Origin of the sequence: Sphingobium herbicidovorans (assembly GCF_002080435.1) — a bacterium.
Taxonomy (GTDB): domain Bacteria; phylum Pseudomonadota; class Alphaproteobacteria; order Sphingomonadales; family Sphingomonadaceae; genus Sphingobium; species Sphingobium herbicidovorans.
The window spans coordinates 176,348-191,321 of sequence record NZ_CP020538.1 but is presented as its reverse complement, the minus strand read 5'-3'; the positions used below and the strand labels follow the sequence as shown (position 1 = coordinate 191,321).

General features: G+C 66.4%; 19 protein-coding genes and 1 pseudogene. 8 read left to right on the top strand and 12 right to left on the bottom strand.

Annotation, left to right across the window (positions count from 1 at the left end; translation table 11 throughout):
- Positions 1–9: 9 nt before the first annotated feature.
- Genes arsC through arsH form a run of 3 tightly spaced genes read left to right on the top strand, consistent with a single transcriptional unit; the run spans position 10 to position 2,272 of the window.
- Positions 10–438, top strand: a complete 429-nt coding sequence (gene arsC, locus B6S01_RS00955; protein WP_037468496.1) for an arsenate reductase (glutaredoxin) — start codon at positions 10–12, stop codon at positions 436–438.
- Positions 439–449: 11 nt separating this feature from the next.
- The gene (gene arsB, locus B6S01_RS00950; RefSeq protein WP_037468492.1) at positions 450–1,514 is read left to right on the top strand and encodes an ACR3 family arsenite efflux transporter; all 1,065 of its coding nucleotides are present in this window, start codon (positions 450–452) and stop codon (positions 1,512–1,514) included.
- A gap of 5 nt (positions 1,515–1,519) precedes the next feature.
- The gene (gene arsH, locus B6S01_RS00945; protein WP_037468489.1) at positions 1,520–2,272 is read left to right on the top strand and encodes an arsenical resistance protein ArsH; all 753 of its coding nucleotides are present in this window, start codon (positions 1,520–1,522) and stop codon (positions 2,270–2,272) included.
- Positions 2,273–2,329: 57 nt separating this feature from the next.
- Here arsH and arr read toward each other — a convergent pair whose 3' ends face one another.
- The 3 genes and pseudogenes from arr to B6S01_RS00935 form a co-directional block, all read right to left on the bottom strand.
- Positions 2,330–2,743: an NAD(+)--rifampin ADP-ribosyltransferase gene (gene arr / locus B6S01_RS22085; protein WP_256838305.1), complete on the bottom strand. Its 414-nt coding sequence runs from the start codon at positions 2,741–2,743 to the stop codon at positions 2,330–2,332.
- An 81-nt stretch (positions 2,744–2,824) separates the two neighbouring features.
- Positions 2,825–3,178: pseudogene (locus B6S01_RS22080) on the bottom strand (DUF1810 domain-containing protein); the annotation flags it as partial.
- The gene (locus B6S01_RS00935) at positions 3,175–3,792 is read right to left on the bottom strand and encodes an SOS response-associated peptidase (RefSeq protein WP_037468486.1); all 618 of its coding nucleotides are present in this window, start codon (positions 3,790–3,792) and stop codon (positions 3,175–3,177) included. The gene B6S01_RS00935 and the pseudogene B6S01_RS22080, both read right to left, overlap by 4 nt.
- A 55-nt stretch (positions 3,793–3,847) precedes the next feature.
- Between B6S01_RS00935 and B6S01_RS00930 the strand changes: the two genes are divergently transcribed.
- From B6S01_RS00930 to B6S01_RS20925, 4 genes are read left to right on the top strand one after another with little or no spacing between them, the layout of a single operon-like run.
- The gene (locus tag B6S01_RS00930) at positions 3,848–4,360 is read left to right on the top strand and encodes an SOS response-associated peptidase family protein (RefSeq protein ID WP_077147481.1); all 513 of its coding nucleotides are present in this window, start codon (positions 3,848–3,850) and stop codon (positions 4,358–4,360) included.
- The gene (locus tag B6S01_RS00925; RefSeq protein ID WP_051908554.1) at positions 4,357–4,938 is read left to right on the top strand and encodes an alpha-ketoglutarate-dependent dioxygenase AlkB; all 582 of its coding nucleotides are present in this window, start codon (positions 4,357–4,359) and stop codon (positions 4,936–4,938) included. Before B6S01_RS00930 ends, B6S01_RS00925 begins: the two co-directional genes overlap by 4 nt.
- Positions 4,939–4,997: 59 nt before the next feature.
- Positions 4,998–5,906 (top strand): exonuclease/endonuclease/phosphatase family protein, encoded by a 909-nt coding sequence (locus B6S01_RS00920; protein ID WP_037468721.1) that lies wholly within the window; start codon positions 4,998–5,000, stop codon positions 5,904–5,906.
- Positions 5,907–5,928: 22 nt separating this feature from the next.
- On the top strand, positions 5,929–6,090 hold the full coding sequence (locus B6S01_RS20925; protein WP_156103405.1) for a hypothetical protein: 162 nt from the start codon (positions 5,929–5,931) through the stop codon (positions 6,088–6,090).
- Between the two features lie 289 nt (positions 6,091–6,379).
- Here the strand turns inward: B6S01_RS20925 and rlxS are convergent, their stop codons facing one another.
- From rlxS to B6S01_RS00890, 6 genes are all read right to left on the bottom strand, one after another.
- Positions 6,380–8,356 carry a relaxase/mobilization nuclease RlxS gene (rlxS, locus tag B6S01_RS00915; protein WP_037468483.1) on the bottom strand — a complete coding sequence of 659 codons (1,977 nt, stop codon included), beginning with the start codon at positions 8,354–8,356 and terminating at the stop codon, positions 6,380–6,382.
- 267 nt (positions 8,357–8,623) lie between these two features.
- Complete coding sequence (locus B6S01_RS00910) at positions 8,624–8,983, bottom strand: hypothetical protein (RefSeq protein WP_037468482.1); 360 nt, start codon at positions 8,981–8,983, stop codon at positions 8,624–8,626.
- 240 nt (positions 8,984–9,223) lie between these two features.
- A complete protein-coding gene (locus B6S01_RS00905) occupies positions 9,224–9,931 on the bottom strand; it encodes a lytic transglycosylase domain-containing protein (RefSeq protein WP_077147482.1) in 708 nt (235 codons plus the stop codon).
- Positions 9,919–10,491 carry a S26 family signal peptidase gene (locus B6S01_RS00900; RefSeq protein ID WP_037468480.1) on the bottom strand — a complete coding sequence of 191 codons (573 nt, stop codon included), beginning with the start codon at positions 10,489–10,491 and terminating at the stop codon, positions 9,919–9,921. The genes B6S01_RS00905 and B6S01_RS00900 overlap by 13 nt, the downstream gene beginning before the upstream one ends.
- Complete coding sequence (locus tag B6S01_RS00895) at positions 10,484–10,753, bottom strand: helix-turn-helix domain-containing protein (RefSeq protein ID WP_051908552.1); 270 nt, start codon at positions 10,751–10,753, stop codon at positions 10,484–10,486. The genes B6S01_RS00900 and B6S01_RS00895 overlap by 8 nt, the downstream gene beginning before the upstream one ends.
- Before the next feature lie 158 nt (positions 10,754–10,911).
- Entirely contained in the window at positions 10,912–11,235 is a 324-nt protein-coding gene (locus B6S01_RS00890; RefSeq protein ID WP_037468478.1) for a DUF736 domain-containing protein, read from the bottom strand.
- Positions 11,236–11,665: 430 nt separating this feature from the next.
- Here B6S01_RS00890 and B6S01_RS00885 point away from each other — a divergent pair, with 430 nt between their 5' ends.
- Positions 11,666–11,959 carry a hypothetical protein gene (locus B6S01_RS00885; protein ID WP_037468476.1) on the top strand — a complete coding sequence of 98 codons (294 nt, stop codon included), beginning with the start codon at positions 11,666–11,668 and terminating at the stop codon, positions 11,957–11,959.
- Positions 11,960–12,206: 247 nt separating this feature from the next.
- On the opposite strand, the gene B6S01_RS00880 is transcribed toward B6S01_RS00885, so the two are convergent.
- From B6S01_RS00880 to B6S01_RS00870, 3 genes are all read right to left on the bottom strand, one after another.
- A complete protein-coding gene (locus B6S01_RS00880) occupies positions 12,207–14,021 on the bottom strand; it encodes a ParB/RepB/Spo0J family partition protein (protein ID WP_234810777.1) in 1,815 nt (604 codons plus the stop codon).
- Positions 14,022–14,192: 171 nt separating this feature from the next.
- Positions 14,193–14,705, bottom strand: a complete 513-nt coding sequence (locus B6S01_RS00875) for a DUF2958 domain-containing protein (protein ID WP_077148360.1) — start codon at positions 14,703–14,705, stop codon at positions 14,193–14,195.
- On the bottom strand, positions 14,702–14,968 hold the full coding sequence (locus B6S01_RS00870) for a zincin-like metallopeptidase domain-containing protein (protein ID WP_322788858.1): 267 nt from the start codon (positions 14,966–14,968) through the stop codon (positions 14,702–14,704). The genes B6S01_RS00875 and B6S01_RS00870 overlap by 4 nt, the downstream gene beginning before the upstream one ends.
- Positions 14,969–14,974 lie beyond the last annotated feature (6 nt).

Below are 14,974 nucleotides of genomic sequence, written 5' to 3'. Positions count from 1 at the left end.
AACCGGCCCGTGACCGACATCATCATCTATCACAATCCCGAATGCGGGACGTCGCGCAATGCGCTCGCAATGATCCGCAACGCGGGTGTCGAACCTCATATCGTCGAATATCTGAAGACCCCACCAGCGCGGTCATTGCTCGTGCAGTTGATCGAGCGCGCCGAAATCGCGCCGCGCGATCTGCTGCGCGAAAAGGGCACGCCATATGCCGAACTCGGACTGGAGCGCCTTGAGCTCAGCGACGATCAACTGATCGACGCGATGATGGCGCATCCGATCCTCATAAACCGGCCGCTGGTCGTCTCGCCGCTGGGTGTGAAGCTCTGCCGCCCGTCCGAAGTCGTTCTCGACTTGATCCCGGCGAGCCAGAGCGGCGCTTTCGCCAAGGAGGATGGCGAACAGGTCGTCGACGACGCCGGCAACCGCGTCGGCACCTGACGAGATATCCAATGACGCTGCCCAAGCACGAACGCCTGTCGTTCCTCGATCGCTATCTCACCTTGTGGATATTTCTCGCGATGGCGCTCGGGGTGCTGCTCGGTTCGGTCTTCACCGGACTTCCCGCCGCGATCGACAGCCTCTCCTGGGGATCGACCAACATCCCGATCGCGATCGGCCTCATCCTGATGATGTATCCGCCGCTCGCGCGTGTGCGCTACGAGGAATTGCCGCGTGTGTTCGAGGACAAAAGAGTGCTCGCCATCTCGCTGATCCAGAACTGGATCATCGGTCCGGTCCTGATGTTCGCGCTCGCGGTGACCTTCCTGTCGGACAAGCCCGAATATATGACGGGTCTGATCCTGATCGGCCTCGCGCGCTGCATCGCGATGGTGATCGTCTGGAACCAGCTCGCCAAGGGAGACAATCAATATGTCGCCGCGCTCGTTGCCTTCAACTCGATCTTCCAGATCCTCTTCTTCAGCGTCTATGCCTGGTTCTTCCTGAGCATACTCCCGCCTCTGTTCGGGCTCGAAGGCCGCGTGATCGACGTCAGCTTCCGGACCGTCGCCGAAGCGGTGCTCATCTATCTCGGCATCCCCTTCGCTGCGGGATACCTGACCCGAAAATGGCTCGCCGGCGCCAAGGGCAGCGATTGGTACGAGACGCGCTTCCTGCCGAGGATAGCGCCAATCACGCTTGTCGCGCTGCTCTTCACGATCGTTGCGATGTTCAGCCTCAAGGGCGGCGAGATCGTCAGCATTCCGGGTGACGTCGTCCGGATCGCGATCCCGCTCACGATCTATTTCGTCGTCCAGTTCGTCATCAGCTTCTGGATGGGAAAGCTGATTGAGGCCGATTATCCGCGCACGACCGCGGTCGCCTTCACCGCGGCAGGTAATAACTTCGAACTCGCGATCGCGGTCGCAATCGCCACGTTCGGCCTCGCCTCGCCCGTCGCCTTCGCGGCGGTCATCGGCCCGCTCGTCGAAGTGCCCGTCCTCATCCTTCTGGTGAGCGTCGCATTCTGGTTCGGACGCCGCTGGTTTCCGGCGTCCACTCCCGCGAAAGACTGATTTTGATGACCACTCCGATCTTTTCCCGTTTGCGCACGCTGGCCGATCCCGAGCACCTTCCGGCGCACAGCGCCGAATATATCCGATCGCAGCCGGCGCTAGGTCTCGGTCCGCTCGATCCGGCGCCGCGCATACTCCTGCTCTACGGGAGCCTTCGCGAACGCTCCTATTCGCGGCTCGTCGTCGAGGAGACCGCGCGGCTGCTCCGGTTCTTCGGCTGCGAGACGCGCATCTTCGATCCGTCGGACCTACCGTTACCCGATCAGGTCGCCGGCGACGATCATCCCGCTGTCGAAGAGCTCCGGAAACATTCGCTCTGGTCCGAAGGCCAGGTCTGGTGCAGCCCCGAACGCCACGGTCAGATCACAGGCATCATGAAGGCACAGATCGACCATCTCCCCCTTGCCTACAAGGGGCTGCGCCCCACTCAGGGCCGCACACTCGCGGTCATGCAGGTCTCGGCGGGATCGCAGTCGTTCAACAGCGTCAACACGCTGCGCATCCTCGGCCGATGGATGCGGATGATCACCATCCCCAACCAATCAAGTGTCGCCAAGGCGTATGCGGAATTCGATGAGACCGGCCGCATGAAGCCGTCGAGTTACTACGACCGGATCGTCGATGTGGCGGAAGAACTGGTGCGCTTCACCGTCCTCACCCGCGGTCATACCGACCAACTCGTCGACCGCTACTCGGAACGCAAGGACTGGAATGAGCCGGTCGTTACGCCGGCGGAGTTGGCAGGGCTGCAGAGCTGATCATCGCCTTCAAGCGATCCGGGCCCGCAACGAGCGTGCCACGCGCGTCGCCGCGCATCAGTTGATGATTTCACCACCCTCATTTGAGCGCAGCACCCTCAACCTCTCTCTCCACAGCTCAAGCGCATTGGGCGTCAATCTGGTCCAATCCGTGATTTCGCCAATAACTTTCAGCGGTGCCCTGCTGCGATACGACCGGGTGGGATTGCCGGGAAACTTCTTGTCGGTCACGTTCGGGTCGTTCTCGAACGCCCCCGTCGGATCTACGGCATAAACACGCGGCGCTGCATCGCCTTCGATAAGTTCCGCCGCGATTTCAGCAGCAAGTCCCGCGCCATCCACCAAGGCAGTGAAATAGATGTGATTCATCACCACTTCGGGACGATAGTTCGATCGATGGCCCGCGGCGAGGAAATCGCCCACGCGCAAATCCGCGATCGTACCGTGAAAGAACGGTCCCTCGTCCAACACGTCGGTGCTATCTCCGCTACCCAACAGCTCGAGCGTCTTCTCATCGCGCGCTCCGCCGAACCAGCGCGCAAGTGCCGCTCCGATCAGGGACAGACCGCCGGCCAATTCGAACAATGTCAGCGAAGAGCGGAGCTTCGCGGCGTCGACCGCGCCAAACACGGCGACCGGATCGCTGACTTCGAGGTCCTGCAGCGCTTCCACACATTCGAGATAACGCGCTCCCAGCAACGGATGCGCAAGATAGGCCTGCGCCTCATCCAGATCGGCAATCGCGTAACGCTGCGCCATCGCACTCCGCCCCAGCCCTGCGAGCTGCGGAAAAACAAACCACATCCAGTGCGACCGCTTGGCACCGCGCCTGATCTCGTCGAGCGCGCGCGGATAAACCTGGTCCTGTGCGGCAACAAAGCGTTCGAGGTCCGACGTCTCGCTCACAGCGCCAGCGCACCTTGCGCCGGCGGCTGACCGAAAACCTGCGTGACCTCGAGACTGCCTTCGGGCAACCACCCCAGCACATCGGCTGCCGGGACGCGCGGATCGAGCCAGTCGGCCCAGCGGTCGCGCGCAAGCGGGATGATCTGCCGGTGATGATAGGGCGCAATATCGGGTCCGGCGTCCATCGTCAGCAGCGTGAACGCCTCACCGCCGTCATATTGGCGCCAGATGCCCGCCATGCAGAACCAGCGATGATCCTTCATCGTGAAGAGCCATTTATCGAGGCGTTTCTGCGCCTTGTCCGCCGAATCGGTGAACTCATAGAAGCCGTCGCATAGTATCAGGCAGCGATGCGACGAGAAATCGCGCCCCTCGGACCGGAAATTATAGACCGGCTTGCCGGTTGGCCCCGGCCAACTCCAGCGCCGGTTGACCAGCTCGCCGAGCGCGGCACCCTCGCTACTCCGCACGATCGGCGCCATGTCGGTGATCTTGATGTCCTCGCGCGCCGCAACGTTCGGTGTGCCCTCGGGCATGTCGATCTTAATCTGGAGATCGTCGAAATCCTCGGCGATCGACGCGATATCGACCTCGAGCCGGTAATCATTGCACATCGGCCGCACTCTCCTGGCTCTTGCGACTCATCTTCGTTCCCATTATGTTCTATCCATGGCTATGGCGCCAACCCCTTTCGATCCCAACGCCGCGAGCGACGCGGCGCGCGCGCTCGTACGGCGCAATCCCGACGATATGACCGAGATCGAAATGGTCAACGCTGTCTGGGGTTCCGACCCGCGTTTCAGCGACGGGATCAACTATCGCTTCATCCGGTCCGAAGGCCGCGCCTTCCCCGCGCGCCGCTGCCTGATCCCGGCGTCGGAATTCCGGATGGGCACCGACGACAAGAGATACCGGGTGACGCTCGACAGCGGCAACTTCTTCTATCTCGCGGCGATCTGGGATCCGCCGCTCGCCGACTGGCCACTCTCCTACCGGATTCTCACCATCGACGCGGGCCCCGACGTCAGCCCATATCAGTCACGCCATGGGGTCATCGTCGAGCGGCGCGACGTCATGCACTGGCTCGACGGAACGCTCCCGAACGAAACCCTGTTCGCGCTGCCCCCGAAACACAGCCTGTTCGTCGAACCGCTTCGCGCGCAGGCCGCGCTGCCGCTGTGACCGCTCGCGCAGCGGCGTGCGCGCGCCAGGCCGATCTGTTCGGCGCCCCGCTCCTGCCCGGCCTCGCTTATCGCGACGCGCTGATCGACGCCCGCGAAGAGCATGCGCTGATCGCGCAGATCGAGACCGCGAACCTCACCCCGTTCCAGTTCCAGCAATGGGAAGGCAAAAGGCTGACGCGTTCGTTCGGCTGGACCTATGATTTCCAGACCGGCCGCTTCGCACCGGGCGAGCCGATACCGGGCTGGCTCGACCCGCTTCGCGACCGCGCCGCCGCATTCGCCGGCATCGGACCCGAGACCCTCGAGCAGGCTCTCGTGATCGAATATTGGGCCGGCGCCGGCATCGGCTGGCACAAGGACCGCCCTGTCTTCGAACATGTGATCGGCGTTTCGCTCGGCGCACCCGCGACGATGCGCTTCCGGCGGCGGCGCGAAGGCGGGTTCGACCGCGCGACCGCCGATCTCGCGCCGCGCTCGATCTACCATATGCAAGGCGAGATTCGCGACGATTGGGAGCATAGTATCGCCGCGATGGACGCGCCGCGCTGGTCGGTCACCTTCCGCAGTCTTCGATAATGCGACAAGCTGCGCCTGCCGCGATTGATGTCGGCGCGCAACGACGGCACAAACCGCGCATGTCGCACCGCTTCACCGCTCCGCTCGCTGTCCTCCTCGCGCTTGCCGCGTGCGCGCCGCAACCGGCTCCGCCCGCCGCGGTCGGCACGGCGCACACGGCGCCGCTCAAGCTCGCGAGCTGGAACCTCGAATTTCTGGCCGAGAAGGACGGCGTGGGCTGCGCGCCGCGTGCGCCCCAGGATTATGCCGCGATGCGCCGGATCGTCGACGGACTCGACGCCGACGTCATCGCGTTCCAGGAAGCCGAGAACGCCAAGGCAGCGGCGCGCATCTTCGATCCCGCGCGCTTCACGATCGTGATGGAAACGCGGCCCGGGAACCCAAGCGGAACGTGCGGCGGCGACCATTCCGAGCAGCAGGTTATCCGGCAGGCTGTGGGCTTTGCAATCCGCAAGGGCATCGCCTTCGACCGCCACGCCGACGTGACCTCGCTGATGCTCGGCAATCCGCAGCTCCGGTCTGGCGTCGACATCACGCTGCGGCCGCGCGGGCGCGCGCCGATACGGCTCCTGTCGGTCCATTTGAAATCGGGATGCTTTTCGGGCGCCGAGGCTAAGGCCTGCCCGGTGCTGCTGCAGCAAATCCCGGCACTCGAAGACTGGATCGACGCGGCCGCGAACGGACCCGATCGTTTTGCCGTCCTCGGCGACTGGAACCGCCGTCTCGCGCTGCCGGGCGACGCCGTCTGGAAAGAGATCGACGACGGCGAGCCGACGAACGCCGATCTTCGCCTCGCCGACGAAGGAACGCCGCCGCGCTGCGATCCGCGCTATGACAGTTTCATCGACCATATCGTCCTCGACAAGCGCGCGGGCGGCGACCTGAAGGATTTCGCCGAAACACGCTACGCGCCGAATGAAAAACATTACTCCGACCACTGCCCCGTGTCGGTCGCACTGACGCGCTGATGGAACGCGCTGGAGACAATTGATGGACGAGGAATTGCAGGCAGCGCTCGAGGTGCTCATCCAGCTCGACGATGCCGACGGGATTTTCGATCGGCAAGCCGACGGGGGCGGCTACCGCTCCGAAGCGCTTGAGTCCGCGCTCGATGTCGTCCGGCGGCACTTGCCAACGCAGGACGCGAAATAGGCAGGATCACAGCGATCCGGGATCAAACGAGCGACCGGCCAGAGAAAAACGGCGGCACCGCGCGAACGTCCCGGGAAAAGCCGAGCACGATGCCGCCTAGTGACGGCCGAACGGGTCGCGTGTTCAGCCGGCTCATTTCATCGAAGAGGAGCCCCCTCCTTGTCGACGGATGAGCGCAGTCGACGCGCCGCCGATAGGGATGACACTTCCGTTACGGAAACAAGAGATTTGACGCCGCCGCCAAGCTGAACTTTCGTGGCTTTCCGCAACGGATTGCGGACGCTCGCGATCAGCTGATCGTCGGCCCGCCACGGCCCCGCCCGATCGTCCAGCTGATCCCGCTTTCGCGGACCACGCCGCCGACATCCTTGCCGACATGGCGATCGAGCACGGGCTTCCACGGCACCAGGGTAAATTGCTTCGCCTTCTCGACGAGCGCATAGCGCCCGCCGGCGGCATCGATCCGCCGCGCGAGCCGCCCCTCGACGCGTTCGCCTTCGCTGGTCTCGACGAACGCCTTGCCGAGCTCGGCCGAGAGGCTCCGCGCCAGCCGTAATAATTCGCGCCGCTGCAGCACGGCCAAAGCGCCGCGGCGATAGGAAATTCCCTCGCCCGCGGCGTCGGCGAGTTCCTCGTCGATCAGCCATTGCTGGCGAAGCGCGATCGCGGTCCGCACCTCGCGCCCGAACCCCTTGTCGCGCACCGGCAAGGTGCCGCCGCTCGCTGCCTCGCGGTCGAGCCAGGTCCGCGCTTCGGCGCGCGCGAGACGCTCGACGGGCACCGGCGACAAGAGCTCGACGGTCACCGGGCGCTCGCGCGCCGAGGCTGTTGCATGGGCGCGGGCGCGCTCGGCATGGTCGGCCGCGATCGTCCAACTGCCGTCGGCCGTGCGGTCGGTAAGACCCTGGCGGCGCATCGCCTCGAGGCGGCGAATATGCGCCTCGATGAACGCCGGGCTCGCGCGGCTATCGAACCGCCGGTGTGCGGCAGCATCGTATCGCCCATCATTTGCTGCGGCGACCGCGACGATGGTGCGGTCGGCCTCGCCAGTCGCGCCCACCGCCGGCACGATCCGCACGATCGCGCCTTCGGGCAAGGTCTCGACAGCGTCGCCCTTGCCGATCGCGACATAATGGCTGGCCCCGTCGATGCCGTCGACGATCAGATAATGGCGGTCGGCGAGCTCGTCGTCGAGAGCGCGCGCGACGAAACGTCCGACGAGCGGTTCGGTCAGCGGCGAACGGCCGTCATGGACGACGCGATCCCCCGGCGCCGCGGTGCGCGACCGCGCGGTGAGTTCGCGCTGCATCATGCGAATGATATCGCCGCGCTCGCCAAGCCCGGTCAGCGTTTCGCGCAGGTCTTTCGCGAGCCGCCATTGTCCCGGCGCAATCTCGTCGGCGAGGCCCATCGTGCCGAGCTTCTGGAGCCGCCCGGCACGGATCGACTGGCTGACCGGATCGCGGTCGATCGCCATTACGAGCGGTTGGCGCTCGGCCTCGCGCAGCAGGTCGCGATCGATGTCGGTGAGCCGTGCGGCATCGACATCGCGTCGCATCCGTGTCTCGACTTCGAGTCGGGTCTTCGGGCCGAGGTCGAGCGTCGCGATCTCGCTCGCACGCGTCCGCAAACCATGCGCGATATAGTCGCGGGCGATGATCAGATCTTTGCCACGATCGTCGCGCCCGCGCAGCATGATATGGCTATGCGGGTGACCGGTGTTGAAATGGTCGACCGCGACCCAATCGAGACGCGTCCCGAGATCCTCCTCCATCTGCGCCATCAACCGCCGCACGAACGGCTTGAGATCGGCATAAAGATCGCCCTCTTCGGCCGAGACGATGAAGCGGAACTGGTGGCGGTCGCCAACCGCGGACCCGAGGAAGTCCTTCCCGTCCACGGCATCATTCTGCGGACCGTATAATTGGCCGGGCGCGCCATCGCGGGTGACGCCGTCGCGCTGGATATATTTGAGATGCGCGCGCGCCGCGTCGAGGCCCTTGCCGCCGAGCCGCACCAGCCGTGTCTTCACGACGACACGGCGCGCCGCGAAACGGTCGGACGATCCACGCGATGCAAGCAGCCGCCCCGCTGCGCTGCCCCGACTGATCCGGCTGCCGTCAAAGCCCTTGCGCCCGGCCCGCGCAGCGCCCGCCGCGGCAACACCCGCGGCGAGCAACCGACCGAGATATTTGCGCGCCTTCTTGCCGCGCGTGCTGCGCATCTTGCCGAGCCGCGGCTCGAAATCCTCCTCGTCGCCGCTCATCGCGCAGCGCTCGTCTGAATCTCGCGCCAGGTGGCGGAAACGCGCCGATTCCGGCGCAAGAGTCTCAAGGCAGCAGGCCGCATCTCGTAAAAAAGGATGTGCAGACAAGAAGATGGCTCGCCTTGCGAGACTCTGCTTTTATCTTGCCTTCTCCGCTTCCTGCTCGAAACCGCTCCGCCGCTCCATCCGCGACCCCACTCTGCGACGAGGAAAAAACAAGGGAGCAGCGCCGCACCGGCGCCGCTCCCGTCCAACCGCCGATAGCGATCAATGGGCTTTGGCAAAGGCGTCATCCGCCGCCGCCCGTTCCTCGAAATGCCGGACCCCGAGCAGAGCCTGCACCGCGTCCCAGCCATCCATAAGCAGCACCGCGACATAGCAGCGCCCGTCGAAAACGCCTGCGACCGCCACCCGGTCGAGGGCATCCACCTGCTCCTCATCAAGACCTTCCCAGAGCCCGAGCCAGCGCATTTTCTCGCGCGCCTCCCAGTAGAAATCGCCGCCTTCGGCTTCGACAAACACCCGCGCCAGCCCCTCAGCCGCCGCGCTTCCGAACTCGGTTTCGAGTCCCGAAACGAGCCGTTCGAACACGCGATCCGCAGCACCGGAGATTGCAACATCGACCATGATATCCTCCTGAAATCGACCGTCCCCCAAGTCGGGAACGATGTTTCAGGGACGGGCGGCGGCGCGGCTGTCAGGGCCGCCGGAGCGCAGCGCAGGCGCCGCGAAGCGGCGGTGGGGGGAACCGATTTGCGCAGCAAATTGGGGGGCACCCGCCGGCCTTGCACAGCCGCACCGCCGCCCGTCATACTCGGCCTTGCCGAGACGAGCCCCACCCTCTCATCCCGGCGCTGGGCCGATGTCCTAGCGCTTATCATCGCCGCCGCTACGCAGCAGGAAGAGCGGGTCCGCACGCGCCGCACCCTGTTCGGGCGCCACAAGATTGATGGCTGCCGGTGCCTCCGCCTGCGGCGTTGTCTCAGGCGCTGCGGGGCCCGCGCGCTCGCTTAGCGCAAAGAAGATCGAGTCGATGTGTGCGTGCGGCACAACCGATTGCGTGGGTCGCGCGCTCGTCACCACCGCGCGCGGCAATGCCGCCTGCCCGGTGATTTTCGCGACATAATCGCGCGTCTCGCGCGGCAGCGGGCGGCCGCGCGCGAGATGTTCGCCATAGCGTCCGGGCCCCGCATTATAGGCCGCGAACAGCCCAGGATAACCGAAGCGATCATACATATCGCGGAGATAGGCAGTGCCCGCGACGATATTGTCGCGCGGGTCGTGCGGATCGGGTCCGAGGCGGTAGCGCGCGCGCAGGCTCGCCCAGGTCGCGGGCATCACCTGCATCAGGCCCATCGCGCCCGCATGGCTGGTGATCGGCCTGCCCCCGAGCTCGGTTCGCCCGCCGCTCTCGGCGGCGATGACGCGGAGCACCCACTCTTCGGGAAGTCCGAAGCGCGCGGCGGCGGCGGTGACATGGTCACGCCACGGCGCCCCTTCGCGCGCAAAACAGGGTCCAGCGGCAAACGACAGGAGGACGGCGAGCAGCGCCGCGCGGCGTCTCAGCGCGCCCATAAGAGATGCGCCCTGCCAAGGATATCGCGCCCCCGCGTGACCCCGAAATAGCGCCCGTCGAACGACGCATCCTCGCTCGCCATGAGCAGGAAGGCATCGCCGCCGCCCAACCGGACACACCCGTCCCACCATGGCAGGATGCGCCCCATGGCGTCGCGCGCGCGGCGCGTCACAGCAGGAATATCATTGATCGAAATGTCGGGGCCGCGCGCGCACACGACATCGCCGCGCGCGGCGACGACGCGCTTCACCAGCGGCACATTGGCGGGCAGATAATGGCGCTTTGCCGCGAGCATCCGCCACGGGGCGGGGGTCCGCGCGGCGACCATGTCGCCTGCCACTACGGGCACGCCGGGGCTCACGACATAGAGGCCGCGCGGCGCGCTGGCGCTGACGTTCCAGACAAGACGCGGAGTCGGCGGCACGGCCATGGTAAGGCCAAGCGCACCAATGCCGAACGCCGCAAAGGCGAAGCGAAGCTGGCGCCGCTGGCGCGCGAGACGCGCAGCACGAAGCGCTTCGCCCCATGCGATCAGCGGGAGGTCGGGACGCTCACGCATCGCCCTTCCCCTTCCGGTTCGCGCGCGGCTTCGGCGCATCGTCGGCGGGCGCGGTCGAGCGCGACCAGATGATGAGATCGTCGATATGATAACGGATGAAGCGGCTGTGGAGCCGATATCGGGGTCCGATGCAGCGGCTGCGCATATATTGGAGTTTGCGCGGACAAAGGCCGAGATAGGCCGCCGCCTGCTCGGTGTTGAGGAAGGGGCTGCCATGTTTGGCCGTCCGCGCCCTTATGATCTCGTCATCCTGCTCGCTCATCCTTCATGTCTCCGGCTCATTGGTGCGCGGTGCCGTTCGGTTCCGCTTGGTGCGCCGGAGATGCGCTTCGGTGCGCCGGGCGGAGAGGCTCGAAGAATGACCCAGCGAAAAACGAGCCCCCGCGCCGGAAAAGGCGCGGGGGCGAGGCGGGGTGGACGTCAGTCGACCGGATTCCAGATCAGCGCGTAGGTATCATCGTCGTCCTGCCCGGCGGCGCGCCCGAGGTTCGCGTAGAGCCGGCGCGGACCGAATTCGGGCGCCGCGAGGCTGAGCGAAACATAGGGTTCGCCCGACGTCTGCCCGGTGCGGACCCACGCGGCGCCGATCTCGACATTGTCCGAGAAGACCCGGAAGTCGGGCTGGGCGTCGCCATTCTTGGTCCGGTTGACCCGGATTTCGATCTCGGCGCGGATCGAAAGCGTCTTGAGCTGGCCGCGATATCCGTCGGACATGTTGCCGTTCACAAAGCCGATTGCTGCCATGGTTCGTCTCCTTGAAATGCACCGCCGGGACCATCCCGGGGCGTGGCGGACGACGAGGACGGGGCATCAGGCGGCGGCGCACCCGGAGGGTCGCAGCGCAGCGGAGGACGTGCGCGCGCGCTATTTTGGGTGCCCCCGGCACCGGCGCGAGGAGCCGGCGCAGCCGGCGGGGAAAATAGCGCGAACGCGCCCGTTGCGCGGCCGCCGTCCCGTTCCAGACCGCCTTCCCAAGCCCCGGAAGGGTGCCGGTGGGGAGACAGGAGCGACGCGGCTGCGATGCGGCGAGCGGTGACGGCCGCAGACGAATCCCGGTGGCCAAGACGGTGATTTCGATGCATGGACTTCGGCTTCGGGCGCCGGATTCGTGGGGACGGCTGACCGCTTTTCAGACGATCGACAGGGGCCGGCAACGGCCGCACAGGGGACCGAAATGGACGGACGGGCAAGCCTCAGCATCGCGGCCGACAGGCGCGACCTCGACATGATCGCCGCGCGCAGCGCGGGCATCTGGATCGGGCTGGCGCTCGACGACGAGGCGCTGGCCGCGATCCGCCGCGACGGCCTCGACCCCGCTGCCCTCCGCCTCTCGGGGCTCCATCCGTTCGAATATAGCCCCGCGGCCGACGGCGGGTTCGAAGTGGTCGCGCACGCGAACGACAATGAGGCCGCCGAGGCGCTGCTCGACCTGTTCCGCGTCTATTTCCTCCGCCGCCTGCTCGCCTGAGCGCGGCGCCAGGGCGCCCCAATCCTGACAAAAGACATCGCGCGGCGCCGCAGGCCTGCCGCGCGGCAACAGCAGAACCAACGCAAAGTCACGCGCCGGGGCGCGCTGCGATCGTTCGCGGCGCGCCCCGGCGCGTGACTTTTCCACCCTCCCCGCGCCGCCCCGTCAGGGGCGGCGCGCCGGGCCTCCGGGCAGCAACAGGATCAAGCGAGAGGAAGGGCGGCGCGCCGCCGCCCTTCCCATCAAGTCAGGCCGCGAGCGCGGTGTCGCCGTCCGCCGCCGTGCCTTCACCCGCATCTCCGGTATCGGCATCGGCCTCGGTCGCGGTGCCGCTCCCGGCATCCGCCTCGGCCTCGACCGCCGCCGCCTCGGCTTCGCGCATGGCGTCGGCCTCGGCGGCGCGGGCGATGATGTGGAGCATCCGATCGTGCGCCGCGACGCTCCCGACCCCGCCGCGCGGGGTATAGGCGCTCGGCGCGAAACGCATCCAGCGCGGCACCCATCCCTCGACTTTCGGACGCCCGTTCGCGCCGTCCAGATGATCGGCGACGATGGTCTTGAGCACCTTCGCCTGCTGCCCCGAATTGGCGGCGGCGACGTCATCGCCCGCAACCTCGGCGACGATCTTGCCGAGCACCTCCTTGTCGCGAATCTGGTTCCAGAATGCGGCATCGGGGGTCCAGAGCTTCGCCATGTCGACGTCCAGATACTGACCGATCATCTCGACCGCCTCGCTGCCCGCCGCGAGCGTTTCGCCCATGACGATGGCAAGGATTTCGAGGACGACCGGATCGGGCAATTCGAGCAGCCGCGCGAAGATCGGCGCGAACTGGCGGTGACCCGACCGGCGCGCGGTGACCGTGAGGTCTTCTCCGTCGAAGCCGAGAACGCCAAGCACCGCGCGGCGGCGCTCGTCGAACATCACTTCGGCGCCGCACGTCTCGACGCTCTCCTGCACCTCGTCTTTCGCCGAGACATAGGACTGGACCTCAACGCGATAATGGTCGGCGCTCGCGATGATATGCGCGGCCATCGCGCGGAGCGCGACCCCGCCATGTTTCGCGAGTTCGGCGCGCACCGCCGCGTGGCGGTGCAGGTCGATATAGGTGCCCATCGAGCTCGTGACCTCGGGGCGCCCCGGCTTCTCGGTCACAGGTCCCGCCTCGGCCTTGGCTCGGGACTTGGCTTCCCTGTCGGTCAGAAATCCCTCGTGGAACTCGACCTCGCCGGTCCCGTGCACCTCAATATAGACGCGGCCACCCTTGCGCTTGCTCGTCTGGGTATGGTCCCAACGATGGAAACGCGGGGCGCGTTCGAGAATGACGACATCGCTCCAGCCGTCCTCGATATAGGCGGCGCGGCGCGCCTCGACCTCGGCCATCTGGCGCGTCCAGAAAGCGTCGGCGTCGGCGACCAACCTTTCGTCGTCGAAGAGGTCGGCAATCACCGCGAGCTTGGCTTCCTCGACGTCGAACAGCGCGTGCGCGGCCTTGATCGCATGGCCGCCGAATAGCCAGCCCTTCAAATTGAGACCCTTCGGGCAGTAGGCGTCGGGGTCGTCGAACAGCGCCAGCCAGGCGGTCTGCTGGCTCTTGCTCGCAAGCGTCAGCTGCTTGACCGTCGTCTGGTCGATATCGCCCGCGCGGTAGAGGGAGCGAATGCGCGGCAGGAGGTTGCCGAGCGCGAGGATGCGCTTCACCGTCGGCACCTCGAAAGCGAAGTCGGCGGCGATCTCCTCGACCTTGCGGCCCGCCTTGACCAGCTTGACGAACGCCTCCCACTGGCTGACCTCGTCGGGCGCGACGCGCGCGAGATTTTCGAGCATCGATGCCTCGATGGCGTCGGCGTCGTCCTCCTCTTCGAGAATGGCGCAGGGTAGCGGGCGCGCCGGGCCGCCCTCGCGGACGACGATGTTGGCGCATGTGAAGCGCCGCCGACCCGCCGTCACGCGGTGATGCCCTTCTTCCGCGCCGGGACGGACGAGCAGTGGAATAAGGACGCCGCGCTTGCGTATGCTCGGCAGGATATCGCCGACATAGGGGTCGCGGCCCTTGGCGCGCATATTGGCCGGATCGACCGACAGCTTGTCGAGCGGGATAAAATCGAGTTTCATGTCGTCACTCCATTCATTGGGGTGGCCGGTTTCCGGTTTCCGCGCCCGGGACTTCCATGGGCGGGGGAATGCCCCCGGAAACCGGCCTGACGGCGAAGGCGCGCCGCCTCGCCTTGCCGCCTAGTCTGGCGGAAGCTCGTCATTCGCCGCCGACGGCGGCGCCGGATGCTCTCCCGGCTCCTCGCCCTCGGGCGCCGGGGATTCGCCCGCGCCGGGGTTCGGCGAAGGGGAAGAATTGGAAGCGCGCGCATCGCGCGCCTTGCGGCGCAGCGCCGCCTCGGCCTGAATGATCGTCCCCGAGCGCCGCGCCGTGTCGGTCCAGACCGACAAAGGCGCGAGGCTCTCGAAATGTTCGTCGCGCTCGATGGCGAGGCCAAGCGGCAAGCGCACGTCCTCGATTTCGCGGAGCGAGAAACAGCCGAGTTCGGGACAGCCGAAACCAAGGTCGGCCAGCCCGAACAGCGTATCGCCGTCCTCGTCGATCTCGGTCGCGAGCCATGTCGCCGCGCCGATGGGATTGAAGAATTTGACCACCGGGCGCGGGTCGAAACGCTTATCCTGCGCGGCGTGGATGCGGCCCGTCAGGCCATTGGCGTTGAGCGCGAAGCGCAGATGCGCGGGAAGCAGGATCATTGCCCCGCCTCCTCGTCCGTCGCATCGGGGCGCGCCATGTCCCCGCCGCGCGCGGTTTCGGCGGCGGCCGCCGCGCCCTGCGCGGCATCCGGCACAAATCCGAGCAGATAGTCCGCCGCTTTCGAGGCGAGGCTCGCGGCCTTGAAGATCGCGCGCGTATCGGCGCGCATGATCGCGAGCCACGCTCCGATATAATCGGCGTGGCGGACGGTCGGCGCGATGCCGAGCGAAGCGCAGAGGAAGGCGCTTGCCAGTTCAGCCACATATCC

Bases quoted from the DNA above. Each gene is read 5' to 3' on its own strand.
- arsB (WP_037468492.1), top strand. From the start codon at position 450: ATGACGCTGCCCAAGCACGAACGCCTGTCGTTCCTCGATCGCTATCTC.
- arsH (WP_037468489.1), top strand. From the start codon at position 1,520: ATGACCACTCCGATCTTTTCCCGTTTGCGCACGCTGGCCGATCCCGAG.
- B6S01_RS00935 (WP_037468486.1), bottom strand. From the start codon at position 3,792: ATGTGCAATGATTACCGGCTCGAGGTCGATATCGCGTCGATCGCCGAG.
- B6S01_RS00930 (WP_077147481.1), top strand. From the start codon at position 3,848: ATGGCTATGGCGCCAACCCCTTTCGATCCCAACGCCGCGAGCGACGCG.
- B6S01_RS00920 (WP_037468721.1), top strand. From the start codon at position 4,998: ATGTCGCACCGCTTCACCGCTCCGCTCGCTGTCCTCCTCGCGCTTGCC.
- B6S01_RS20925 (WP_156103405.1), top strand. From the start codon at position 5,929: ATGGACGAGGAATTGCAGGCAGCGCTCGAGGTGCTCATCCAGCTCGAC.
- rlxS (WP_037468483.1), bottom strand. From the start codon at position 8,356: ATGAGCGGCGACGAGGAGGATTTCGAGCCGCGGCTCGGCAAGATGCGC.
- B6S01_RS00910 (WP_037468482.1), bottom strand. From the start codon at position 8,983: ATGGTCGATGTTGCAATCTCCGGTGCTGCGGATCGCGTGTTCGAACGG.
- B6S01_RS00905 (WP_077147482.1), bottom strand. From the start codon at position 9,931: ATGGGCGCGCTGAGACGCCGCGCGGCGCTGCTCGCCGTCCTCCTGTCG.
- B6S01_RS00900 (WP_037468480.1), bottom strand. From the start codon at position 10,491: ATGCGTGAGCGTCCCGACCTCCCGCTGATCGCATGGGGCGAAGCGCTT.
- B6S01_RS00895 (WP_051908552.1), bottom strand. From the start codon at position 10,753: ATGAGCGAGCAGGATGACGAGATCATAAGGGCGCGGACGGCCAAACAT.
- B6S01_RS00890 (WP_037468478.1), bottom strand. From the start codon at position 11,235: ATGGCAGCAATCGGCTTTGTGAACGGCAACATGTCCGACGGATATCGC.
- B6S01_RS00885 (WP_037468476.1), top strand. From the start codon at position 11,666: ATGGACGGACGGGCAAGCCTCAGCATCGCGGCCGACAGGCGCGACCTC.
- B6S01_RS00880 (WP_234810777.1), bottom strand. From the start codon at position 14,021: ATGCGCGCCAAGGGCCGCGACCCCTATGTCGGCGATATCCTGCCGAGC.
- B6S01_RS00875 (WP_077148360.1), bottom strand. From the start codon at position 14,705: ATGATCCTGCTTCCCGCGCATCTGCGCTTCGCGCTCAACGCCAATGGC.